Origin of the sequence: Mycobacterium sp. GA-1199 (genome assembly GCF_001500045.1) — a bacterium.
GTDB lineage: Bacteria > Actinomycetota > Actinomycetes > Mycobacteriales > Mycobacteriaceae > Mycobacterium.
In genome coordinates, this window is record NZ_LQIX01000009.1 from 1 (window position 1) to 24,519 (window position 24,519).

Below are 24,519 nucleotides of genomic sequence, written 5' to 3' on the forward strand. Positions count from 1 at the left end.
GTCTTGGGTGAGTTGGGCGGGGGTGGTCGATGAGGGTGTCGGGGTGGTGGTGGCGACTCCGATCATGCGGTGGTTGGCCGGTGTCGAGGGTCGGGTTGATCTGTTCAATCAGTCGGTGGTGGTGTCGGCTCCGGCGGGGGTGGGTGATGCCGATGTGGCGGTTGTGTTGCAGGCGTTGGTGGATCGGCATGCGATGTTGCGGGTTCGGGTGGAAGACGACGGCGCTGGTGGGTGGTCGTTGACGGTGCCTGAGCCGGGTGCGGTGCAGGTGGGGGCGTGTTTGCGCACCGTGGAGGTTCTCAGCGATGAGGCGTTGGTGGGGGCGCGCTCGCGGTTGGATCCGGCGGCCGGGGTGATGGTGAGCGCGTTGTGGGTCAGTAGCACCGGGCAGTTGGCGTTGGTCATTCATCATTTGGCCGTTGATGGTGTGTCGTGGCGGATTTTGTTGGAGGACTTGAACATCGCGTGGGCTCAGTATCGCGGTGGGCAGCCGGTGCAGTTGCCCGCGGGGGGGACCTCGTTTGCCCGGTGGTCGGCTTTGTTGGCTGAGTATGCCGGCACGGCGCAGGTGATCGAGCAGGCCCCGCTGTGGCGTCAGGTGGCGGGGGTGGCGGCGGTTTTGCCCGCGGTGCGCCCCGAGTGCGACACCTATGCCAGTGCTGGGCAGTTGTCGGTGTCGCTGGACTCTGAGTTGACCGCGATGTTGTTGGGGCAGGTGCCCGCGGCGTTTCATGCCGGCATCAATGACATCTTGGTGATCGCGTTGGGGTTGGCGTGTGCGCAGTTCGTGGACGCTGGGGCGGCCCCGATCGGTATCGATGTCGAAGGACACGGCCGTCACGACGAACTGGCCGCCGATGTGGACCTCTCGCGCACAGTGGGCTGGTTCACCACCAAATACCCGGTGGCGCTCAGTCTTGGTGGGTTGTCGTGGACACACGTGCTCGCCGGTCACCCAACCCTGGGAAGGGTGGTCAAAGACGCCAAAGAACAACTACGCGCCCTGCCCCATCCGCTGACCTACGGTCTGCTGCGCTACTTGAACTCCGGGGTCGACCTGCCCGAACAGGATCCGCCCATCGGTTTCAACTACCTCGGACGACTCGGGGCCACAACACAATCGGGGGCCGAGGAATTGTGGCGGATCGGTCCCGACGGCGTGTCGCTCAGCGGTGCGGTTGCCGCGGTACCCATCGCATTGGCCCACACCGTCGAACTCAACGCCGGCACCCTGGATACCGACACCGGCCCCCAACTGCACGCCACCTGGACCTGGGCGCGCACCGCACTCGATCACGAACAGATCAACCGACTCAACCGCCTATGGATCCAGGCCCTAGCCGGCATCTGCACCCACGTCCAAGCCGGCGGCGGCGGACTGACACCATCCGACATCACCCCCGCCCAACTCACCCAAGACCAAATCGACGAACTCACCCAACACCACGACATCGCCGACATCCTGCCACTGACCCCCCTCCAACAAGGACTGCTCTACCACACCAAAACCACCCAAGGAAACACGGACGATGTATATGCGATGCAGCTGGACATCACGCTCAGCGGTCGACTCGACAGGCATCGATTGCGAGATGCGTTGCAGACGACGATTGTTCGCCATCCGCATCTGGTCGCCCGCTTCTGCTCGCAGTTCGATGACCCCGTGCAGGCCATTCCCGCCTCACCTCTCGCGGCCTGGCGCTATGTCGAGTGCGCAGCAGGCGACGACGACATCACCGGGGAGGTCGAGCGCGTGTGCTCTGCCGAACGGGCCGCGGTTTGCGACCTGGCACACCCGCCGGCGGTACGCGCCGCGCTGATCCGTATCGCGCACAACCGGCACCGATTGGTGCTGACGTACCACCACATCGTGATGGACGGCTGGTCGCTACCGATCCTGCTAGGCGACATCTTCGCCAGCTATCACGGCAACCAACTACCCCCACCCACCCCGTACCGCAGATATGTCACGTGGCTGGCCGAGCGAGACCTAGAAGCGGCGCGTGACGCCTGGCGCGATGTCCTCGCCGGCTTCGAAACCCCGACCCTGCTGAGTCAGCCCCAACGAATGCGACTGGGCGCCAGAGGCGTGAAATCGTTTCGGATGTCGAAGAACACAACCAAGTCCGTCATCGAGTTGGCTCGCTCCTGTCATACGACCGTCAACACCGTGCTCCAAGCCGGCTTCGCTCAGTTGCTGATGTGGCTGACCGGTCAGCATGACGTTGCCTTCGGCAGCGCCGTTTCGGGTAGACCCGCCGATGTACCCGGTGCCGAATCCATGGTCGGACTCCTGATCAACACCGTGCCGGTACGCGCACACATCACCGCCACCACGACCACCACCGACCTTCTCGAACAGCTGCACAACGACCACAACGCCACACTCGAACACCAACACCTCGCCCTCACCGAAATCCACCGCATCACAGGCCACGATCAACTGTTCGACAGTGTCTTCGTCTACGAGAACTACCCGGTCGACACTGCCGCGCTGTCCGGAGAGCATGAGCTGGCCGTCACAGAATTCGCGAGCCGCGAATACAACCACTACCCGCTGACCGTGCAAGCCACGCCCGGGAGCGAACTGGGCTTGCGTGTCGAGTTCGACACCGACGTTTTCAATGCCGAACGAATCGAGGCGATGGTCGGAAGGTTCGAGCGGATTTTGGTGGCGATGACGTCGGCGGCGGGGCAGCCCGTTTCGTCGGTGGACGTGCTCACCGACGCGGAGCATGCCCGGTTGGATCGAATTGGCCACCGCGACGCTCTGGCCTTCGCGGCGAGCGCCCCAGTATCGATTCCAGCGGCGTTCGCCGCGCAAGTCGCGCGTACACCTGAGGCGCTGGCGGTCACATTCGAAGGCCGCTCACTGAGGTATCGAGAGCTGGAGGAGGCCGCGAACCGACTCGCGCATCTGCTGCGGAACCGGGGTGTGAGGCCGGGGGACTGTGTGGCACTGCTCATCTGCCGTTCCATCGATGCGGTTGTGGCGATTTCCGCGGTACTCAAGACCGGGGCTGCGTATCTACCGATGGATCCGGGGCTTCCGCCGAACCGCATCGGATTCATGCTCTCCGACGCGTCGCCGAGGGCAGTGGTCACAACAGCGAGGCTCGCCGACCGATTGGATGGATTCGACGTCGCGGTCGTCGACGTCGACGATCCTCACATTCGGGTCCAACCGTGTACAGGCTTGCCCCTCCCGAGTCCGGACGACATTGCCTATCTCATGTACACATCCGGAACCACTGGTGTCCCCAAGGGCGTGGCCATCACCCACCACAATCTGACTCAGCTGCTGAAGTCACTGGGTACCTGGCTGGCACCGGAACAGGCTTGGTCGCAGTGGCATTCGTTGGCTTTCGACGTTTCGGCATGGGAAATGTGGGGTGCGTTACTGCGCGGAGGACGTCTGGTGGTCGTGCCTGAATCCATCGACCGCTCACCGGAGGAGCTCCACGCCCTGCTGGTGACCGAACAGGTCAGCATGCTCATCCTGACGCCGTCGGCGCTGGGAATGCTGTCACCACAGGGGCTGGATGGGGTGACGTTGGTGGCCGCGAGTGAGATCTGCCCAGCGGAGGTGGTCGACCGGTGGGCGCCTGGACGAGTGATGGTTCACTCCTACGGCCCTACCGAGACCACGGTGTACACCTCGATGAGTACGCCACTGCAAACTGGGTCCGGCGGACCGCCGATCGGCTCGCCGGTGGCAGGTGCGGCTTTCTTCGTGTTGGATGACTGGTTACGCCAGGTGCCGGTCGGAGCGGTCGGCGAGTTGTATGTGGCCGGAGCGGGAGTCGGGTGTGGCTACTGGCGCCGCGCCGGCTTGACAGGGTCGCGCTTTGTTGCCTGCCCGTTTATCGAGGCGGGCATGTCCGGTCAAAGGATGTACCGCACAGGGGATCTGGTGCGCTGGCGCACTGACGGTCAACTGCAGTTCCTGGGACGCGCTGACGAACAGGTCAAGATCCGCGGTTACCGCATCGAACTGGGGGAGGTGCGCGCCACGTTGGCTGCTGTGGACGGGGTGGACCAAGCGGTGGTGACCGTCCGCGAAGACCGGCCCGGCGATAGGCGCCTAGTCGGTTATGTCACCGAATCCGCCACCGGGTCAGTCGATCCCGCCAGTACGCGGAGCATATTGGCCGAGCGATTGCCGTCCTACATGGTGCCGGCCGCGGTGGTGGTGATCGACGCGCTGCCACTGACGATCAACGGCAAGCTCGACACTCGCACCCTGCCGGCACCCGAATATTCCGCCAGTGCTTATCGCGCGCCCACCTCGCCGGTCGAGGAGGTTCTGGCCGGCATCTACGCCCAGATCCTCGGAATTGAGCGCGTCGGGGTCGATGACTCCTTCTTCGACCTCGGCGGGGATTCGCTCTCCGCCATGCGCCTCATCGCCAAGATCAATATGACTTTTGACGCCGATCTTCCGGTGCCCGTGCTATTCGACGCGCCGTCCGTGTGCGGCTTGAGTCTGCAACTGGCCAGGCATAGCGCTGGCCAAAAGTCCGGGGTCAAGCAGCGTTTCGCGGCGGTGCACGGTCACCATCTCACCGAGGTGCGCGCCGGCGACCTCACGCTGGACAAGTTCATCGACGGGGAGACACTGACCGCAGCTGCGACTCTGCCGGGACCGAGTACCGATATTCGCTCGGTGTTGTTGACTGGCGCGACCGGTTTCCTCGGTCGCTACTTGGCCTTGGAGTGGCTGGAACGGATGGAGCGCGTCGACGGCACCTTGATCTGCCTGGTGCGCGGCGGGTCCGACGAAGAGGCGTTCTCTCGACTGAACAAGACGTTCGACAGTGGGGACCCTGTGCTGCTGCGGCACTTCCAGGAACTGGCGGCCGATCATCTGGAGGTCATCGCCGGGGACAAGGGCGAAAGAAATCTCGGGTTGGACGAGGATCTCTGGCGGTGTCTGGCGGAAACGGTCGATTTGGTCATCGACGCCGCCGCCCTGGTCAATGGCGTATTGCCCTACAGCGAACTTTTCGGGCCCAACGTCGTAGGTACCGCCGAGATGATCCGCTTCGCGCTCACCGGGAAACTCAAGTCCTACAGTTACGTCTCGACTGCCGATGTGAGAACTCAGGTCGATTCGTCCGCATTCACCGAAGACGCCGATATCCGTGTCATCAGCCCTACCCGTTCGATCGATGACAGTTACGGCAATGGATACGCCACAAGCAAGTGGGCCGGCGAGGTGTTGCTTCGCGAAGCGCACGACCTGTGTGGCATACCGGTTGGGGTGTTCCGTTGCGACGTGATCCTGGCTGAGCCGACTTATGCGGGACAGCTCAACGTCGCTGACACGGTCACCCGGATGGTGCTGAGCGTGGTGGCCACCGGCATCGCGCCGGGATCTTTCTTCCAGCTCGACGCTGAAGGCAATCGGCAACGTGCCCACTTTGACGGGTTACCCGTCGATTTCATCGCCCAGGCGATCGCGACCCTGGGTGCGCAGGTGACCGACGGGTTCAAGACCTATCACGTCATGAATCCCCATGATGACGGCATTGGCCCCGACGAATACGTTGACTGGCTGATCGACGCCGGTTACCCCATTCAACGGATCGGCGACTTTCGGGAGTGGTTGCAGCGGTTTGAGACCGCCCTCGGCGCGCTACCCGATCGACAACGCGAGCACTCGGTGCTACAGATGTTACTGTCCCGGCCTTCTGACCAGTTCGATCTGCCCGAGCCCACGCGCGGGGCTTTCGCCTCGACCGACCGATTCCGCGATGCCGTCCAGGATATTCCACACATCTCGGCACCGATCATCATCAAGTACGTCACCGACTTGCAGCGGTTCGGACTGCTCTAGCCTCGGAGGATCATCATGCGAAGATTCGCCCTCTCGATGTACTGGGGATTCTTGACGGCCGTTCACTCCCTTAGCCTGATTCGACAGAAGGATGCTGCGGCTTATTACACGATGCTGGGTGATGACGTCATCGACTTCATGAGCGAGAACTACGTCGATACTTCAAAGCCGCTGTGGCTCAATCTCGGATACTGGAAGGTCGCTCGCACCTATCCCGACGCCTGCGTAGCGATGGTCGAACTTCTAGGGACGCGTGCGGGATTGGAATCCGGCGACAGAGTTCTCGACGTGGGCGTCGGTTTCGCAGAACAAGACTTCGTCTTTGTCGACCGCTTCAATGTGTCGCATATAACGAGCATCGACATCACGCCCGTCCACGTCGACAAAGCCCGCGAGCGAGTCTACGAGCGCGGGATGGAGAACCGTATCGACGTTCGACTCGGGTCAGCTACGGACATGAATTTTTCCGATGCATCGTTCGACAAAGTCTTGGCTTTGGAATGCGCATTTCACTTCGACACGAGAGACACCTTCATCCGAGAAGCCCTACGCGTTCTCAAGCCAGGCGGAACCGTCGCGCTCACCGACATGCTGCCGACTCCAGGCCAGAAACCCAGCCTATCGACCCGCTTCGGCCGAAGGTACGGTCACTATCCCGAAGCCAACTTCTACGACCGGGAGGAGTATGCCCGGCGTCTCGCCGCCGCGGGTTTCTGCGACGTGGCCGTGGAGTCGATCCGCGAGGACGTGTATCCGGCGATGGCCAAGTACGCACGGCAGCGCATCGAAGGAAAGAAGAAGATGCATGAAGTGGTCGTGGAAGTGACGGAAGCGGAACGCAACGAGTGTCGTGGCGTGCAGATGTGGGAACGAGGAACGGGCATCGCCGACTATGTGATCGTGTCGGCAACGAAACCTCGGAGTTAACTGTCGCCGGGGGCGGTTGCGCCCGTGTCGAAGTCGTCGGGCTGTAGTTCGAGCGGCTCGCCGTGCGGCGTGCGCCCAGCCGCGTTCTGCCAGGCATCGCGCCAGCGCATGGTTTCGGCCGAATCAATGCCATTGCGCGCCAATAAGTCATCGAGCGCATCGAGCCAATGTCGGTAGCAGGATTCATCGACGTCGAAGGTGGCGGCCGCTTGTGCATCTGCCATTCGTGCGGCCAATGCCTGCGTCCACTCACGCCAGGTGTACAGCCCACGTTCGTGTAGAGAAACTGCTATCGCAAAAACCCTTGCTTCCCAGGGACTTTCGAACGCAATCATGGACTCATCGGGGCCTTCGGGCCATGCGGACCGCTTCATGATGCTTCCAGGTACGGTTCCCACGCGTCGATCGACACGGTGAGTGTGGGATCGGCGTCCGGCCACAACGATGTCCCGGCGAACACCACGCCGTAAAGCCACTGCGGTTGCTCGCCGCGACCGCTGGCATGGGCGTCTGCAAAGACGTGCACTCCGTGCACGCGTTCAATGACGGCCTCCTTGCCCTGCGCGTACCTCGGTAGGCGTGTGTGGTGCGATGGGGGCCTGGCCACCGTACGCACACGCTGACCGACGCCGAACTGCGGACCCTTGGTGGCGAGCCGTTCGGTGGGCGCACCGCGAGCCTGCGAGACCCGCACATCCTTTGCGCGCAGGACGCGAGGCAGCGCACGCGGCGGGTATATCGACCGCCCGGCGGCCAATTCATCGGGCGACACCAAACCGCGCTCCTCCAACTGCCTCAACAGCGCAGCGAACCAGATCTTGTAGTAACTGCTCCGCTCGTACTCCGGAAGCGTTTCTCTGGCGGCGCGTGTCATGTCGAGATTCCACGCTCCTGTTGCGCCCATCGACAGCTGAAGCGCGAACACTCGCGGCTCCCAGGCCGCCCCCCACGTTTCTTGTTCCGATTCTCCCTTGACCGGACCGTGTCGCAGTTGACCGCCGAGATCGGCATGAGTGACGTAGACGTCGCTACTCATCAGCCGGTGTCCTCCGGTCTGCGGGGCAAACCGGTGCCGATCATCGAATCGCGAGTCACCCACGCGGCGAGCTCCTCTTCGTCGAGGTCTTCGCTTCCGGCCGGCCGCATCGGCACCACGAGATAACGGATCTCGGCGGTGGAATCCCATACCCGAATATCGGTCCCCGGTGCCAGGGTCACACCGAACTCTGCGAGCACACCACGCGGGTCACGAACCGCACGTGACCGGTATGGCGCGCTCTTGTACCAAGTGGGCGGCAGCCCGAGCACCGCCCATGGGTAGCAGCTGCACAATGTGCAGACCACCAAGTTGTGGCGCAGCGGCGTGTTCTCAACCGCGACCATGTTCTCGCTCTGGCGGCCCATATAGCCCAACCATGCGATCGCTGCAGTGGCATCACTGAGTAGCCACTCGCGGTAGGTCATATCGATCCAGGCGCGCGCCACCACGCGTGCGCCATTGCGAGGACCGATGCGTGTCTCGTAGGTCTCGATGAGCTCATCGAGTGCCGCGGGATCGACGTAACCCTTTTCAATGAGCACGCTTTCGAGCGCTCTGACCCGTAGGTCCATTTCACCGATGTCGCTGCGGTCACCGGTATTGATGTCACGGGTGGGGTCCGGCCGAGTCATGTCAAGAGGTAACAGTCATGAAACCGATGACGTCCGGCGATACCGACCGCGTTGCGCCGTCGGGTTGCTGCACCCGCATCACCGCCCATCAGTCAACAGATGTCGTCGAGGTCGGGTCGTCGTGGATTCGCAATGCCTTCTCCCCGTTGGTGCGCTCTTCCCGGTCGATGCCGAGGATGTTGACATGCGAGCCGAGGTCGATGCCAGCTTCCGGACTGCTCAAGTGAGAGGATTCGCCGAATCGGCTCGGTGAAACCGACTTGGCCGCAGCTGCTTTCCGGTACTCCCACTGTTCTCGATCACGAATGTAGAGCGGCGATTCGGCCTTGAAGCCCTCGAGTTCGAAGCCCCCGTCCCGAAGTGTGAACCGGACTTCGCCGCCCACGGGATGAGCACTGACTTCAAGAAAAGACTGCAGGGCCTTGCGGAGACCGCGGAACCATCGCCCCTCTACGGCTTCCATTATCAAAGCTTCGCCGAGGGTACGCATCCAACGGAGCGTCTCCGCCTCGACCGTCGCTGACGCGAGCTGAGCGAAACCTTCGAGGATAAGTGCCGCAGCAGGAGCCTCGCGCACCTCGAGCACCTTTTCTCCACTTTCCAGATGCTCCAGGCTGCAGAACCGCCCGATACCGTACCGACCTACCTTGCGGTTGAGGTCGGAGATCGATTCGACAGTATCGGCGACAAGTTGTGAGTCCACCGATACAAGTTGCCCGCTGTCGAAACCCAGTTGTATGACGCTGCTCTTGCATTCAGATGCGACGGACCATTGGTACAGACCTAGGTCAAGATCGAAATTCTCGGGATCGTCTAGTGATCCACTCTCGAACTCTCGACACCAAAGATTGGTATCTGTACTCATGAACCGATTCTCGAACCCACCGATCCCGAACGACTCCTGAAGTTCTAAGCGCTTGAAGTCCCGGGAGAGCGCGTCGAATTCGTAGGGCGACCCGAAGTAACCTTCGAAGCCAAGATCGGAGATTGACCCGTTGAGCCTCCTCAGGCTGTTCTGCGACTGGTTGGCTGTGTGAAGGAGACACTTGGCGCCGACGGATCGTGCGAAGTCCACGCCGACCCTGGCGATCAGCGGGCGTGATAATGATGCGCTGATCGGGTGCTGACCGAGATACCTACCGCCGGCCAGAATCGCTGGGAAGACGAACTCTTCGACGAATTCCTTCCTGTAGTCGACGCGCGTTATGCCTACGCCGAATCTGTCCGCGACCGACGAGAATTGTTCGATTTCGAAATCGTCGCCGAGGTCAACGGAGAGCGCAATGACATGCACGTCAAGCCTCGACAGTTGAGCCAATAGATATGCGCTATCCAGCCCACCCCCGCAAAGAGTGACGATGGTGTCATCCCGGTGACACAATTGCTCGATATCCGAGAACGAGCGGATCTTCCTTTTGTCCATGTGGTTAGGTCCCATGAGTCAAACCCCGTCGGGCGGGTCGGCGGGGCGCCGCTGTGTAACTCCCGTGGGCCCGCGAAAGGTCGCGCCGGTGAGTTGGCAGGCTCGAATCCGACCGGATTGCGGATCCTCCCAACTGGCGTCAGGCTAACACTTCCGGGTGAAGCCTTGTTCGTATTGGCAGATGATTAGTCGGCGGGCAGCCCCGCTGTCGCCGGCGATCCGACCTGCTGAGCAGGTGTCCGACCGGGCGCGGCAGGTCGGTGGCCGGTGTGGCGAACCGCCGCTAGCGGGAGAACACGTATAGCCGCCAGCCTCTCGCGCCCCGATTCTCGGATAACTCAGTCACTTTCCAGTCCAGCCATTTTTTCGATCGCAAATGAATTAATCGCTGCCGAATCAGAGTGGCCACTCCCAGCCCGGATAACGCGGCGACGGCGGCAGCGAGGGTATGGCAACGAGCGAAACGGGTGTCGCTGCGGTGCCCGCGAACCGATTTGGCGCACGATGTGACATTGCGTCTGTTTTGCATTAAAGCACTGCTGTCGTCGTCCATTATGTCGGCATGGGCAGAACATCCCGCAGCATTGTGAGCATGCCCAGGGGCGGGCCGGACGCCTCCTGGTTAGATAGACGCCTGGCGACCGACCGCCTGGAATACCTGGATCGCCACGATGTCGAAGTTGCAAAGCGGAAGGTAATTGAAGCCCTCGACCGAAAAGGACGACGGCGGTTCCTTGGTACCTACAAGTTGTGCGCCGAAGCGGCGCTTCGTGAAGTGGCTGACGTCGCCGCGCCCAGGATCCTCGAGCTCGGATGCGGTCTCGGCGGTCTGTCACGCGCGCTCCTAGAGATGCATCCCACGGCTGAGGTGACGGTTACCGACATCGACCCTGAATTCTTGGCGGTCGTCAGCGCGGAGCTCGGCGACCACCCCCGCGCCACAGTGCGACGGATGGACGCTACCGCAATAGATGCCTCCGACGGGCATTATGACCTCGCTGTGTTCGCGTTGTCGTTGCACCATCTACCCCCTGACCGCGCCGCCCGGGTGTTCGCCGAAGGAACCCGGGCGGCTTCAAAGTTGATGATCACCGACCTTCGCAGGTGGTGGCCACCGGTCCACATGATGGTGTTGGCGCCGGCTCTCCCAATCATCGGGTTGAGCCCGTTGGCACACGATGGAGTGATCAGTTCGCTACGCTCCTATAGCCGGTCCGCGCTGCGTGCCCTCGCCGAATACGCCGATCCAGCGATCGCGGTCGAATTTCGCAACCGGCCATGGGGCACAACGACAGTGGTTGCCCGTCGCACCCGGCAAACAGAGCAAACCACCAGGTAGGGTTCGCCTCTAAGGGGTCGCGCGGGCTAGCGCTCAATCCAGCTGGCGGAACCGCCTCGCGTTGGTATTCACTTCCTGCCGTAGCCGATTCGCCCACTTCCGGGCCTCGGCGGCGCGAGCCTGGGCTTCGGCGGCTTTCGCTTGTGCCCACACCTCAGCAGCCTGTGCTTGGGCTTCTATCGCCTCTGCCTGTTCCCTTGCTTTCGCGGCGCGGGCTTCGGTTTCAGCGGCTTCTGTTCGTGCTCGTGACCATGCCTGGGCTTCGGCGGCACGTGCTTGGGCTTCGGCGGCTTCGGCTTGTGCCCAAGCTTCGGCGGCGCGTGCTTGGGCTTCGGCGGCTTCGGCTTGTGCCCACACTTCGGCGGCGCGTGCCTGGGCTTCGGCGGCCTCGGCCTGCTTCCTTGCTTCGGCGGCGCGGGCTTCGCTTTCGGCGGCTTCTGTTCGTGCTCGTGACCATGCCTGGGCTTCGGCCGCGCGTGCTTGGGCTTCGGCGGCCTCGGCCTGAGCCTGCGCCTCGGCGGCTTGGGCTTCGGGCTCGGCGGCAAGGGCTTGGGCTTCGGTGAGTTTCGCCTGGGCTTGTGCTTCCGCGGCCAACGCCTCGGCCTCGGCAGCCAGGGCTTCAGCCTCCGCGGCCAGGGCTTGGGCGCCGGTAGCTTCTGCCCTTGCCCTCGTCTCGGCGGCCAGCGCTTCGGCTTCAGCGGCCTCCGCGCGTACGCGCGCCGTCAACTCCGGCTGCGGCAGATTCAACGCGCTTCGGATCTGTGGTGGATCGATGACTGTGCGCGTCTTCCATTTCCGTTCATCGTCCTGGAACCGCGCGTGATGCTGGCCCGGTTCCTGCTGGAGTGCGTAGTACTCGATCACGATCAGAACCACCCCGGCCACCAGCAGCAGGGGCACGAATAACAGTGGAAGCATGATGACGCCGACCAAAGCGATCACCGTAAGCGGCACCGCGATCACTCCGGCAGCCCAGGGATAGCGCTCGTTGAATCTGAGGATGATCGCCCGCGTTGTAAACAACCGCGCAACCCATAAGTGGCGATCCGGCCAACGGATGGCTGTTCTGGAAGACCCCACGATCGGTTCCCTTCGCGGAGAAGGTTGGCATATGCATTGTGACACGTCGGTCTCGCTCTGGGGGCGCAACAGTGAGTGCGTCTCTACCGCCGCAAATTTGCTTCTGCGTAGCGCCGGTCACTTCCGAGGCTCAATCGGCACATCCGCGTGTAGTTGACGCTGCTCACCGGCGTTGCCGGTCTCACGCGTGACACACTGCCGCCCTGCCCATCGTTGTTCTTGGGAAACACATTCGCGTGAAGATGTTTGAAGAAGGGAGCAGTACTCCTCGTAGAGCTCGAATCGGAAGAGAAAGAAATTGCCGTATCGATACCAATAGCTCCGCGGACCGGTCATGTGCAGACGAGCTCAGCTCTTGCGGATGGGCCTGTGGACGTCGACGCACCTGAACAGAGACGCTTCGACATTCGATCGTGTTGTTGCTCAATCTGGTTCGTGCCGGCAGCGACGTTCATAAACTCGGCAAGGGGTGAATACGTCTCCGATACCTGAAGCGGCGGCATCGTGCGCGGCGTCGGTTTGTGGCGCCGTCCCTGCATCGGTGCAAGACCGACCTGAGCCCAACCGTCCGAGGGGAGCGGCCGACAACCGCAGACGTCGCCCTACCACTGCGCGGTAAGTTGCACCCGTGAGCCAAGACAGGGTTCGAGTGGAAATCAGCGGCACCGGCGTGGCCACCGTGACGATGGTTCGCGCAGACAAGCACAATGCGCTCGACCACGCGATGTTCGAAGGCCTCGTCGATGCCGCTGAGCAGGTGGCCCGGAATCCTTCGATCCGTGCGGTCGTGCTGCACGGCGAGGGCAAGAGCTTCTGCTCAGGCCTGGACGTCGCGAGCTTTGCGGCCCAGGGGGGCGGCACGAACGTACTTTTGGACCGAGACGCCGATCACCCGGCCAACTTCGCCCAGCGCGTGACATACGACTGGTCGCTGGTGCCGGCGCCCGTCATCGCCGCGATTCACGGCAACTGCTTCGGCGGCGGTCTGCAGATCGCGTTGGGTGCAGACATCCGAATAGCGGCTCCCGACGCGAAGTTGTCCATCATGGAAATCAAGTGGGGCCTCGTTCCCGACATGGGTATCACGCAGACGCTGCCGCGGCTGACACCGATCGACGTCGCCAAGGAGCTGACGTTCACCGGTCGCGTCGTCTCTGGCAGTGAGGCGTCGGAGTTCGGTTTGGTCACCCGAACCGCGGAGGATCCACTCGCTGCCGCGTTGGCACTTGCCGGTGATATCGCGCAGAGATCTCCGGATGCCGTGCGCGCCGCCAAGCGCCTTTACAACGAGACCTGGGTCAGTGATGACGCCGCGGTGGCGTTGTCGCGTGAATCCCAGTTGCAGACCGAACTGCTCGGCAAGCCCAATCAGATCGCGGCTGTCAGGGCCGGGATGTCAGGGGAGCAGCCCGTCTTCACCGATCCTGAGTAGAACCCTTGCCGGCGGTGTGGTGATCACAATTCGATCTCTCGGAATTTGTTGAGTCAGTTCTCAGTCCACTCTCAGTCAACACAGGGACCGTGTGCTGAGGCCATGTGGGCTGATCAACATTCCAGAAAGAGAACGAACGCAAATGACCAACTCTCCGCGGTATACCACGGACCAGTCCGCGGGTTCGGCTGCGGCACAGTCGTATCTGCACTACCAGGCTCACATCCCCTCACATCTGCGCTATGAGTGGCGTTACGGCCAGCCGCCACCCTTTGACCTGAATCACCCTGCGCAGCAAGCTGATACCGCTCCGATTCCCAGGATCCAACTGAAGAAGTCCCGTCGCGGCCTAGTCGTCGCCGGCGCCGTCGTTTGCGCGGTGGTCGGCGGTGGGGTCGGTGCCGCCGTCGTGGGCGTCGACGGGCGTACGCATCACGCGACCGCCGCCCAGACACCCATCGGTGCTGCGCCCCTCACGCCACGTGCGGCCGCCGCTGCGCCCGCGGGCACGGTGGAGGAGGTGGCGGCCCGGGTGCTGCCGAGCGTCGTCCAGTTGAAGATCGACTTGGGTGGTGAGGGCCCTTCGGGTTCGGGGATCGTGTTGAGCGACGACGGTCTCATCCTCACCAACAACCACGTCGTGGCTGCCGTGGCCGGCAGCGATGGGGAAGTGTTTCCCAGCTCGCGCCGTGGCGGGCCGACGGCCACCGTGGCCTTCTCGGACGGCAGAACCGCACCGTTCAGTGTTGTCGGCACCGACCCATCGGGCGACCTCGCCGTCGTTCGCGCCGAGGGAGTTTCCGGTTTGACGCCCATCACCATGGGATCGTCGGCGGATGTGAAGGTCGGCGAACAAGTCGTCGCGATCGGCTCGCCCCTCGGCTTGCAGGGCACGGTGACGACGGGCATCGTCAGCGCGCTGAACCGGCCGGTGTCCGCCGGCGGTGATGCGGGTGGAGACGTCACTGTCCTCAACGCCATCCAGACAGATGCTGCTGTGAACCCCGGCAACTCCGGCGGCGCACTGGTGAACATGCGTGGCGAGCTGATCGGTGTGAACTCCGCAATCGCGAGCATGGGCAGCGGTTCGGGCGGCCCGAGCGGTTCTATCGGGCTGGGCTTCGCGATCCCCTCCGATCAGGCCAAGCGTGTCGCCCACGAACTGGTCACGACGGGCTCCGCGAGTCATGGTGCGCTCGGTGTGAAGCTCGGTAGTGAAGCGACCAAGGCCGGCGGCGCAGTCGTCGCCGTCGTCAAAGGTGGCCCCGCATCCGCCGCTGGGCTGCCAAGCGAAGCAGTGATCACCAAGGTCGACAATCAGCCGATCGACGGCCCTGAGGCGCTCGTGGCGGCGATCCGCTCGCGCGCCCCAGGTGACAGCGTTTCTGTCACCTATCTCGATGACTCGGGGGCTGCTCAGACCACGCAGGTCACGCTGGGCGAAGCATAGAGGCCGCTTATTGAACCGGCCGCAGAACCACCACTCCAGGAACGGTCCGGACGTAGTCGAACAGCGGGGTGTCGACGACCTTGTCGTCGCCCGGAAGCGATGAGGCGTTCCGGAATACCGGTCCGTGCGGCGTGTCGACGTAAACGCCGACGTGCGTGACGTCGAGGCCGCCGTCTTCGGCATACGCTCCGATGTAGTCGCCGGTTCGCAGTCCGCTCACCACGCCGTTGTCGAATTGCGCACTCGGTATGTAGGACATTGTTCGGGGGACGACCGGCAACCCGGGCAGGTACATACCGCCGGAGTCCTTCTGGTTCAAGTTCTTCTGAACCTGAATCGCATTGGCGCTCAAGCCGGCAGTGATGTCGGTCGCGACCGCCGGCGTCGCCACCGCCCATTCGGTGAAGAAGTGTTTCCGGTTCGCGAAGTTCACGACGCCGTCCCTGTAGCGGACCTCGCGCAGCGCGGCGATGAACTCGTCGCGGTTGCCCGCGCGCTTCAGTGCCTCGACGTAGTCCGCATAGGTGAAGCAGTCCACCTTCGACAGTTCGACCACCAGCTGCTCGGGCTCGCTCACCGACCCGACGAGAGTGAGTGCGCCATAAGGGGTCCCGAGAAATGCGCGTGAAATGACCTCGGCTCGTTCCGGTGGTGCGGCACCGTTCCTGACCGCCAGCAGCCGCTCGAGGATCTGCGCGCTCTGCTCCGAGATCTGTACGTCGGGCGCTGGTTTCTCCGTTGAGGCAAGGTAATTGACGGCGAGAATGGGAGTCGCCTCGGCGTAGCCCACCGGCAGCAACACGTCACCGGCGGTGGACAGGTAGTAGACCTCCCATCGGTGATAGGTGTCGAAGCCGGCAGGGTCGGCGGCCATGACCGCGGCGTAGTCGTGGATCGCCCGCACGTAGTTGTTGGAGTTGTTGTAGCGGTACAGCGCGTAGTCACGGTCTCGCGTGAAACCGTTGGCCGACAGGTAACGTCCCGCCGCCATGATGCTGTCACGAGGCGAGTGAATATCCCCGCCCGCGCCGAAAGCGGCGAACGTCGAGGGCATGAACTGCATCGGTCCTTGCGCACCCGCCGTGCTCACCCCGGCGACGCGTCCGAAGGCGGTCTCGACGAGATTGATCGCCGCCAGATAGTGCCAGGGCACACCGAACTCGGATTCCGCTTCGCGGTAGTAGGTCATCAGCTCGTCCACCGGCGTGGGCGGAACGATCCGCCACGCGGGCAGCGTGTCCTTCGGCCGGCTCATCACGCCGAGTTCACGCCGCGCGTGGACATTGTGGTCGTAGATCTTCACCAGCTCCGGCGGAATCCGCGGACGCACGATCGGGTCCCACTCGGGGTGACGTCCGATGGCTCGATACGCCAGCTGCTGGCGCTGCGCCGCCGCGTTCTTCAGCGCTTCGCTCGACGACGGGTCCCACAGCGCTCGTTCGTCGGCGACCAGATCGTCGGCGATGCGGAGTGGATCCGAGGCCAACTCTCGGCGGGGTGGCTCGGCTGCGGGTAGCGGGGCCGCGGCTGCGGGCGCCGCTGACGTCGCGGGAGGTGCTTCCTGCTTCCCTGAATCCGAGCACCCCATGAGGACGAACAAGATCATCCCGACGCTCGCGGCCGCAGCGATCCTGGCGGCGTCCCGGCGCCGTGTACCGGCATTCATTGCCGTCGGAGTCTAGCGCCGCCGCCCAACCCGCCGGTGGATCACGCTTGCTTGGGCTCCGGGCAAAGGTACAGCCGAGCCCCGGCCACGATGAAGTTCGACAGCGTTTCATCCTTCGTCGCGATGTCCAACTTCTCGGCCACCGCGGTCGAGTCGGCGCCGCGTGCGAACTGAGCGCACGCGTCCCGGGCGAGGGTGGTCAGTGTGGTGCAGTCACCCCTGTATCCCACCGAGGTGATGCTGCGGCAGAGGTCGTCCTCGGGCGATGCGGCAGCCTGCGGTGCCGCCATCATCAGGCCCACCACTGCCATCGAAAGCGCTGTGAGCGCACGCGTAGTCATGTCAGGTCCTTCCTAGCGCTCGACTACCCGCTTTGGCTCCCGGCTCGCAGGATCGCACGCAGATCGAGATCGCGGCGTTACCAACACCGGGATAGCTGCTCGGCGTCACCGGCGTGGTGACACACTCTCGACCATGGCGTGGGATTTCAGCACCGAACCGGAATTTCAATCCAAGCTCGACTGGGTCAGGCAGTTCTGCGAAGAGAAGGTCGAGCCTCTCGACCACGTCTTCCCGTACGCGGTGCGCTCACCCGATCCGGCGGTCAAGGCTTACGTCCGCGAGCTTCAGCAGGAGGTCAAGGACCAGGGCCTGTGGGCGATCTTCCTCGACAAGGACCTCGGCGGCCCCGGCTTCGGGCAGCTCAAGCTCGGCCTGCTCAACGAGGTCATCGGCCGCTACTCCGGCGCCCCGCACATGTTCGGCGCGTCGGCACCGGACACGGGCAACATGGAGATGCTCGCCGCGTACGGCACCGAGGAACAAAAGGAGCGGTGGCTCAAACCGCTGCTCAATCAGGACATGTTCTCGGCCTACTCGATGACCGAACCGCAGGGCGGCAGCGACCCCAACCTCTTCAAGACCCACGCCGTGCGCGACGGCGACGAATGGGTGATCAACGGCGAGAAGTGGTTCACCTCGGCCGGTCGCGTCGCGGACATCCTGTTCGTGATGTGCACCAACGGGATGTTCGTCGTCCCGCGCAAGACGCCCGGCGTGGAGATCATGCCCGAGCCGCGCAACCACAACCACATCAAGTATCGCGACGTTCGGGTGCCGCTCGATCATCTGCTCGGTCCGGAGAACGGCGCAAAAGTGTTGGCGCAGAGGCGTCTTGGCGGCGGTCGCATCCATCACGCCATGCGCACGATCGCGCAGTGCAACCTGGCGTTCGACATGATGTGCGAGCGCGCGCTCAGCCGTGAATCGCACGGCAAGATCATCTCCGAACACCAGATGGTGCAGGAGAAGATCGCCGAGTCCTACGCGATGATCAAGATGCTGCGCCTGTTCGTCCTCGAGACGGCGTGGAAAATCGACAACACCTCGACGCAGGAGGCGCGCACCGAGATCGCGGCGGTGAAGTTCACGATGGCGAAGGTCCTGCGGGAGGTGTCGTTCAACGCGCTGCACATCCTCGGATCGCTGGGCACCACCGACCTCACCCCGATCCAGGCGATGTACGCCGCGGCCCCGACGATGGGTATCGCCGACGGCGTCGACGAGGTGCACAAGGCGACCGTCGCGCGCCGCGTGCTGCGCGACTATCAACCGCACGAGGGCGACTTCCCCACAGAGTTCCTGCCTTACAAGCGGGAGCAGGCGCGCCAGAAGATGCAACCCGTCCTCGACGCGCGCCCTGACCTTGCGGCCGCCGCCGAGGCGTATCAGAAATACCTGTCGCGGCGCCGCTGACCGCGGGTGCTCGCCTAGGGTGAAGGCATGCGGTTCGCCATCGCCCTGCTCGGAGTGATCGTCGCGTTGTTCGGCCTGCTGTTCACCCTCCAGGGTTTCGGCGTGGTCGGCGGCAGCCCGATGAGCAACACCACCACCTGGTCGATCCTCGGTCCGATCATCGCGCTGATCGGCATCGCGCTGGCCGTCGGCGGCCTTCGCCGCCGCAAGCCCTGACGTTCACCCGGGTCTGCGGAACACCGTTTCGATGAGCAGTCGCCGACACCACAGCCGGTAAGCCTCCACACTCCAGCCGTCGTGGTGGGTGACCCGCCGAAACGTCTCGACGCTGCCCAGCACTGCCGCCGTCTCGAGTAGTTCGTCGAACGGGACATCGGTGCGGAGCCAGCCGCGGTCCCCGAAGTGCTCGAGGATCCTTCCGATCTGCCTGGTGACACTGGCGATGAGGTCGCCGAGATAGCGGTCCAACTCGGGATCGGCGTTCGCGCCGCCGATGAGCGCGGTCGCGAGTTCGGCCGCTCGTTCATGCACATCCATCTGTGCGGCGATGACGGCGTCGACCGCCTCGTCGAAATCCTGGGTCTCGACGATCCTGCGGCCGACGTCGAGATTGAGGATGTTGTCCTCGCCGGCTACGCCGAACGCCGCGTACTCGATGGCGGCGATCAGCAACGCAGCTTTGGGTCCCTGCGACTGCACGGTCTCCGTGGAGACCCCGGCGTCCGAGGCAATCTTGGCCAACGTCGTGCGCGCATACCCCTGCGCGGCGAACAGCTTCGCAGCGGCCGCCACGACTCGCTTCCTGGTTGCCTGCGCCTGCTGCCTGCGCAAATCGGAACGATACGAGCGATTAGGGGATATTGACTTGGGTGACACAGTAATGAATACTAGCTCATTGGATCGAATTTCCGATGGGCGGGGACCGCAATGGCATCAATCGTCATCGCCGGCATTCCGGCGCAGGGTCATGTGGCACCGCTTCTGACCGTTGCGAGAAACTTCGTCGATCGCGGCGACCGTGTCCGGTTCCTCACCGGCTCGCAGTTCGCAGACAAGGTCGCCGCCACCGGTGCGGAGTTCGTCGCACTGGCTCCCGACGCCGACTTCGACGAGCGGCCGCTTTCGGAGCAGTTCCCGGAGCGCGCGCGACTCAAGGGCGTCCGCGCGATCGCCTTCGACGTCGAGCATGTCTTCGCCCGGCCGGCCAAAGCTCAGTACGAGTCGCTGGCCGCTACGCTGGCCGACCAAGCCGCCGACGTCGTGTTCGCCGATCCCGCCTTCGTCGGTGCCGCGCTTCTACTCGGTCTTCCGCGCTCGGCGCGACCCGCGGTGGTGATGTGCTGTGTGATCCCGCTCTGCATCGAAAGCCGCGACATCGCGCCATTCGGGTTGGGGCTGCCGCCCGCGCGTTACTTGAACCGGGGCCGCAACGCCGCGCTGGCGGTTGTGCATCGCCGAATCCTCAGGGGCGCCAACGGACTGGTCAACGACCTGCATCGCGAAGTGCACGGAACGGACATGCCGGTCAGGTACCCGAACTGGGGCCGGAGGGCCGACGCGCTTATTCACTTCACGGTGCCGTCCTTTGAATATCCGATCACCGACGCGCCCCCGGCGCTGCGCTTCGCGGGGCCGCTGTCGGCCACGGGCTCACAGGCGGCGCTGCCGACGTGGTGGTCTGACCTGGACGGGACCCGGCGGGTCGTGCACGTCACGCAGGGCACGGTCGCCAATACCGATTACGACCAGGCGATAGGCCCGACGTTGAAGGCGCTTGCAGATGAGGACGTCCTTGTCGTGGTGGCGACGGGCGGGCGCCCCGTCGACACCCTGCCGCCACTGCCCGCCAACGCGCGCGCTGCCGAGTACCTGCCGTACGACGAATTACTTCCGCGCACCGCGGTTTTCGTCACCAACGGCGGTTACGGCGGCGTGCAGTACGCGTTGCGCTACGGCGTACCGGTCGTGGCGACCGGTGGCAAGGAGGACAAACCGGAGGTCGGTGCTCGCGTTCAGTGGTCCGGCGTCGGGCGGCGGATCAGGAGCGAGCATCCGACCCCGCGTGCATTGCGCCGGGAGATCCTGCGCGTGCTCGACGAGCCGCGATACCGGGACGCCAGTGCGCGCATCGCCGCCGACATGGCCGCCTCCCCGGGCTTTGCCGAAGTGGCGGCGGTCGTCGATGATCTCGTGCCTCGGCGAGCCCCGGATTCCGGGCAGCTAAGCCCTCCTGTGGCGCCCACTTCCTGAGGTTCGCCGAGCATGCCTGCGCCGCTCGGGCAGGCGATGGACAGCGTTCGCTGAAGACCGCACGGGCGGGGGCCGTATGCCTGTAACGCCCGCGCCGACTCAGCGATGAATCCTGTGAGGTCGAAGCGTCGGGGGAGCGCCTCGGGGTGCTCGCTTCCGTCTCAGCGACGAACCGTGTCGCACGGCGTTCACGCGCCAAACCAGGCAGAGAAGGGAGTGGAGGCACGATGGGTGCTCCGCTGGATGATTTTCGCAGGGATGTCCGGAGACGAGGTATCGCCGTTATCGCGTCGGGAGCCGTGATCTCCCTGACCGCGTTGACCGCGGGGCTCGCGCCTGCGGTCGCGCAGCCGGATTCCGACGACGTCGTGACGACGGTCGCGCCGGAGCCCAGGGTCAGCGCTCCTGAGCCGGACGTGACCGCCGAGCAGCCGACCTCGGCCGCCGAACCGCAAGCACCGGCCACCCAGGTCGCCCCGCAGACGCAGGCGCCGCAGACGCAAGCCCCGGTCACCCAGGTCGCCCCGCAGACGCAGGCGCCGCAGACAAAGGCTCCGCAGACGCAGGCGCCGGCCGTCGAGCCTGAGCCGGCCGTCGAGCCTGAGCCGGCCATCGAGCAGGAGCCGGCTCCCCGGACCGTTGCCCCTCCGAAGACCAGCACAGCGGTCCAGACGGCAGAGCCGTCGACTCCGAGTGCCCCGCCGTCGACCCCCGCCGAGCAGAGTCCCGCGACCTCGGCCGCGCCCAGCGCCACGGGCGCCGCTCCGGCGACCAAGTCCGAAACCAGCGAACCGGCCGAACGGGGCCAGTCCACCGCGTCGTCCGCAGCGGTCGCGCCGGCTTCGGATACCGAAGCGCCGACATCGAGCGACAAGACCGCGGCGGAGACCCCCGCCAATGTGGAGAGCGGTTCGGAATCCGACACCCCGACAGTGTCGATCGAGAATGCCGCCAAGGAGATCGAGACGCTGGCACCGGAGACCCTCGAAGCTCCCGCCGAAGACGTTCAACTCGCACGCAACGCGAAGCCGGTGTTCGAACCGGAGCCTGCCCCCGCACCCGAGCAGGACGTGGCTGCGTTCAAGCAGTCGGTCGACATGACCCTCGGCCTGAACGGCGCCGAGGCCAGCGCGAGCGCGAAGGTCGAGTTCGAGGCCAAGCGTGACCGCGACTTCGAGCTGGTCAGCAACGTGCGTCAGTGGCGGCCGGAGTGGATCGAGTACGACGAGTTCTACCGCCCCGTCCTGATGAACCCCTTCCGGGCACCGGTGCGCATCGTCTACGTCTACGACATGCGCCCCCGCATCGCCTACATCCCGCCGCTGTCCCGGCTGGTCCTCGAGGCGGCCCGGTTCGCCGCCTACAGCTTCACCGCGGCGGTGCTCAGCCCCGTCGTCGCGGCGGCCAACGTCGCGCAGGCGGTGTCCAACATCGCGGTCGGCACCTTCCTCGGCGGCGGTTACTTCCCGGGCGCCGGCCTGCCGTTGCCGCCGCCTCCGCCGCCCGTCCTGCGCTACGACAACGTGCCGGTGTTGGTGAACTACTCCAACGCCCGTTACGAGCCGTTCCGCGTGCGTCAGATCGTCGACGTGGGTGAGGACCGGGTCTACGGCGGCCGCAAGGTGCTGCTCGACGGCGCGACCCCGGTCTGGGGTGAATGGACCCAAACCGCAAGCGGCGAGCGTCAATTCGAGGTCCGCAAGACCCAGCAGTTCCCGGGCTTGAGCGAACCCGCCGAGGCTCCGCTGCCCGGCGACTACCGGTTGCGGCTGGCAGCCGACGAGGCGTCGACCGGCGGTCTGACCGGCCGGGACATCTTCCTGATGGTGTCCGCGGGTGTGATCGGCACGCTCGGGTTCGGCGCCATCGGCCTGGCGTTCTTCCTCGGCCGTCGGCGGCCCGAACACTAACGGGGCCCGCCCGCGCACCGGAAAAGGTCGTCACCGCCGTTACGCCGCCGTCAACAAAGGTGCATGATGGTGCGATGCCCGAGGTTCGCGTGGGTCCGCTGCTTCGTCACGTCGGCAAGACCGACGCGACCGTGTGGGTCGAGACGGACAAGCCGTGCGGTGTCGAGGTCCTGGGCAGCCACGCGGACACCTTCGAGGTCGAAGGTCACCACTTCGCGATCGTCTGCGTGACCGACCTCGACCCTGAGAGCGAGCACCCCTATGAAGTGCACCTCGACGGGGAAAAGGCCTGGCCGCCAGAGGGATATGAGTATCCGCAACCGCGGATCAGGTTGATGCCGCGGGACGGCTCGCTGCGGCTGCTTTTCGGGTCCTGCCGTGCCTCGGCCCCGCATCGCCCGCCCTACACCTATCAGCACTGGTGGCACCCCAAGGGCAAGGGAATCGACGTGCTGCGCACCTACGGGATGCGGATGCTGCGCCAGCCGTCGGCGCTGTGGCCCGACGCCATGCTGATGATGGGCGACCAGCTCTACGCCGACCAGGTGAACGACACGATCAAGGATCTGGTCGCCGACCGCGAGGTACACGCCAACGGCCCCGTCGAGGTGCTCGAGGACTTCGAGGAGTACTGCATCGGCTACTGGGACGCCTGGTGCGATCCGGTCGTGCGGTGGATGCTCTCGACCGTTCCGACGTCGATGATGTTCGACGATCACGAGATCAACGACAAGTGGAACACCTCGCAAGCCTGGCTCGACGAGAAGCGACAGACCGACTGGTATCAGACCCGGATCATCGGCGGGCTGATGTCCTACTGGATCTACCAGCACCTCGGCAACATGTCGCCCGACGAACTGGCCAAGGACCAGACGTTCCAGCGCGTCATCGAGACCAGACAGGGCGCCGAGCCGATTCGCGAACTCGCCGAGATGGCCGAGAAGGACGACGGCACATCCCATTTCAGCATGTGTCGCGATCTCGGTGCGGCGCGGCTGATCGTCGTCGACGCCCGCACCGGCCGCCAGCTCAAACCCGGACGGCGCCGGATCACCACCGACGAGGAATGGGACTGGATCACCGCCAACGCCGACGGGAACTACCAGCACCTCCTGTTCGCCAGCTCGCTGCCGATCCTGCTGCCCTACGGAATGCACCACATCGAAGCGTGGTCGGAGGCCGTCGGCGACGGCGCATGGGGACGACGGCTGACCGGGCTGGGGGAGAAGGTTCGCATCACCGCCAACCTCGACCACTGGGCGTGTTTTCAGGAAAGCTTCCGACGCTTCGAGGATCTGGTCATCGACGTGGCGAGCGGACGGCGAGGTCCCGCCCCCGACTCGATGGTGCTGTTCGGTGGCGATGTGCACCACTGCTGGGTGTCCGAGGTCTCGCTGGATGACGCTGTGCCCGAGGAGGCGACGCGGCTGGGCACCAAGGTGTGGCAGGTCGTCTGTTCGGGACTGCGTAAAGAGCCCTCCGCGGTCGAGCGAGTCATCCTGCGGCTGGGCCACACCGGTTTCGTCGAAGCCGTCGGCAAGGCGCTGGTGAAAACGACCAAGGTGCCCAAGCCGCGGCTGCGCTGGCGACCCGTCACCATGCCGCACTTCCGCAATCAGGTTGGGACGCTGGAGATCGCGGGCGGCGAGATGGGCGTACGGATCGAGAAGGTCACCGGTGGCTGGCGCAAACCGCACCTGACCACCGTCATCGAGCACAAACTGCTCTAGGTGTACCGACCGCAATGGTTGAGTAAGGCGTGCACCGGTCGATCTGG

General features: G+C 64.4%; 18 protein-coding genes and 1 pseudogene. 10 read left to right on the forward strand and 9 right to left on the reverse strand.

Annotation, left to right across the window (positions count from 1 at the left end; translation table 11 throughout):
* Both AU198_RS07475 and AU198_RS07480 read left to right on the forward strand, forming a co-directional pair.
* Positions 1 to 5,839, forward strand: a 5,839-nt coding sequence (locus AU198_RS07475; RefSeq protein WP_156431518.1) for a non-ribosomal peptide synthetase, incomplete at its 5' end; no start/stop codon positions are given.
* A gap of 15 nt (positions 5,840 to 5,854) precedes the next feature.
* On the forward strand, positions 5,855 to 6,766 hold the full coding sequence (locus AU198_RS07480; RefSeq protein WP_082690909.1) for a class I SAM-dependent methyltransferase: 912 nt from the start codon (positions 5,855 to 5,857) through the stop codon (positions 6,764 to 6,766).
* Here AU198_RS07480 and AU198_RS07485 read toward each other — a convergent pair.
* From AU198_RS07485 to AU198_RS07500, 4 genes are all read right to left on the reverse strand, one after another.
* Positions 6,763 to 7,101 carry a nitrile hydratase accessory protein gene (locus tag AU198_RS07485; protein WP_197416050.1) on the reverse strand — a complete coding sequence of 113 codons (339 nt, stop codon included), beginning with the start codon at positions 7,099 to 7,101 and terminating at the stop codon, positions 6,763 to 6,765. The two genes, AU198_RS07480 and AU198_RS07485, sit on opposite strands and share 4 nt — an antisense overlap.
* A gap of 35 nt (positions 7,102 to 7,136) precedes the next feature.
* The gene (gene nthB, locus AU198_RS07490) at positions 7,137 to 7,802 is read right to left on the reverse strand and encodes a nitrile hydratase subunit beta (RefSeq protein WP_064347182.1); all 666 of its coding nucleotides are present in this window, start codon (positions 7,800 to 7,802) and stop codon (positions 7,137 to 7,139) included.
* Entirely contained in the window at positions 7,802 to 8,437 is a 636-nt protein-coding gene (nthA, locus tag AU198_RS07495) for a nitrile hydratase subunit alpha (protein WP_064347185.1), read from the reverse strand. Before nthA ends, nthB begins: the two co-directional genes overlap by 1 nt.
* 88 nt (positions 8,438 to 8,525) lie before the next feature.
* Positions 8,526 to 9,860, reverse strand: a complete 1,335-nt coding sequence (locus AU198_RS07500; protein WP_064347186.1) for an argininosuccinate synthase-related protein — start codon at positions 9,858 to 9,860, stop codon at positions 8,526 to 8,528.
* A gap of 562 nt (positions 9,861 to 10,422) precedes the next feature.
* On the opposite strand from AU198_RS07500, the gene AU198_RS07505 reads away from it, so the two are divergent.
* Positions 10,423 to 11,199 (forward strand): class I SAM-dependent methyltransferase, encoded by a 777-nt coding sequence (locus AU198_RS07505; protein WP_064347188.1) that lies wholly within the window; start codon positions 10,423 to 10,425, stop codon positions 11,197 to 11,199.
* A gap of 33 nt (positions 11,200 to 11,232) precedes the next feature.
* Here AU198_RS07505 and AU198_RS26110 read toward each other — a convergent pair whose 3' ends face one another.
* The gene (locus tag AU198_RS26110; protein WP_064347190.1) at positions 11,233 to 12,162 is read right to left on the reverse strand and encodes a hypothetical protein; all 930 of its coding nucleotides are present in this window, start codon (positions 12,160 to 12,162) and stop codon (positions 11,233 to 11,235) included.
* A gap of 745 nt (positions 12,163 to 12,907) precedes the next feature.
* Here AU198_RS26110 and AU198_RS07515 point away from each other — a divergent pair.
* On the forward strand, positions 12,908 to 13,711 hold the full coding sequence (locus tag AU198_RS07515) for a crotonase/enoyl-CoA hydratase family protein (RefSeq protein ID WP_064347192.1): 804 nt from the start codon (positions 12,908 to 12,910) through the stop codon (positions 13,709 to 13,711).
* A 142-nt stretch (positions 13,712 to 13,853) separates the two neighbouring features.
* Entirely contained in the window at positions 13,854 to 15,161 is a 1,308-nt protein-coding gene (locus tag AU198_RS07520; RefSeq protein ID WP_064347194.1) for a S1C family serine protease, read from the forward strand.
* A 7-nt stretch (positions 15,162 to 15,168) separates the two neighbouring features.
* Here the strand turns inward: AU198_RS07520 and AU198_RS26580 are convergent, their stop codons facing one another.
* The 3 genes and pseudogenes from AU198_RS26580 to AU198_RS07530 form a co-directional block, all read right to left on the reverse strand.
* Positions 15,169 to 15,927 carry a DUF1460 domain-containing protein gene (locus AU198_RS26580; RefSeq protein ID WP_502689273.1) on the reverse strand — a complete coding sequence of 253 codons (759 nt, stop codon included), beginning with the start codon at positions 15,925 to 15,927 and terminating at the stop codon, positions 15,169 to 15,171.
* Positions 15,901 to 16,827: pseudogene (locus tag AU198_RS26585) on the reverse strand (lytic transglycosylase domain-containing protein); the annotation flags it as partial. The pseudogene AU198_RS26585 and the gene AU198_RS26580, both read right to left, overlap by 27 nt.
* Before the next feature lie 41 nt (positions 16,828 to 16,868).
* Positions 16,869 to 17,168, reverse strand: a complete 300-nt coding sequence (locus AU198_RS07530; RefSeq protein WP_064347196.1) for a DUF732 domain-containing protein — start codon at positions 17,166 to 17,168, stop codon at positions 16,869 to 16,871.
* 133 nt (positions 17,169 to 17,301) lie between these two features.
* Between AU198_RS07530 and AU198_RS07535 the strand changes: the two genes are divergently transcribed.
* Together AU198_RS07535 and AU198_RS07540 are read left to right on the forward strand one after the other, a co-directional pair.
* A complete protein-coding gene (locus AU198_RS07535) occupies positions 17,302 to 18,582 on the forward strand; it encodes an acyl-CoA dehydrogenase family protein (RefSeq protein WP_064347198.1) in 1,281 nt (426 codons plus the stop codon).
* Between the two features lie 27 nt (positions 18,583 to 18,609).
* Positions 18,610 to 18,798 carry a hypothetical protein gene (locus tag AU198_RS07540; protein WP_059163799.1) on the forward strand — a complete coding sequence of 63 codons (189 nt, stop codon included), beginning with the start codon at positions 18,610 to 18,612 and terminating at the stop codon, positions 18,796 to 18,798.
* A 3-nt stretch (positions 18,799 to 18,801) separates the two neighbouring features.
* On the opposite strand, the gene AU198_RS07545 is transcribed toward AU198_RS07540, so the two are convergent.
* Entirely contained in the window at positions 18,802 to 19,374 is a 573-nt protein-coding gene (locus tag AU198_RS07545; RefSeq protein WP_064347200.1) for a TetR/AcrR family transcriptional regulator, read from the reverse strand.
* A 135-nt stretch (positions 19,375 to 19,509) separates the two neighbouring features.
* Here AU198_RS07545 and AU198_RS07550 point away from each other — a divergent pair, with 135 nt between their 5' ends.
* The 3 genes from AU198_RS07550 to AU198_RS07560 all read left to right on the forward strand — a co-directional run bounded on the left by AU198_RS07550 (position 19,510) and on the right by AU198_RS07560 (position 24,472).
* Positions 19,510 to 20,832 (forward strand): glycosyltransferase, encoded by a 1,323-nt coding sequence (locus tag AU198_RS07550; protein ID WP_064347201.1) that lies wholly within the window; start codon positions 19,510 to 19,512, stop codon positions 20,830 to 20,832.
* Between the two features lie 299 nt (positions 20,833 to 21,131).
* Positions 21,132 to 22,742, forward strand: coding sequence for a hypothetical protein (locus AU198_RS07555; RefSeq protein ID WP_231744602.1), 1,611 nt, complete (start codon positions 21,132 to 21,134; stop codon positions 22,740 to 22,742).
* A 74-nt stretch (positions 22,743 to 22,816) separates the two neighbouring features.
* Positions 22,817 to 24,472: a DUF7800 domain-containing protein gene (locus AU198_RS07560; protein ID WP_064347205.1), complete on the forward strand. Its 1,656-nt coding sequence runs from the start codon at positions 22,817 to 22,819 to the stop codon at positions 24,470 to 24,472.
* The last annotated feature ends 47 nt before the right edge of the window (positions 24,473 to 24,519 follow it).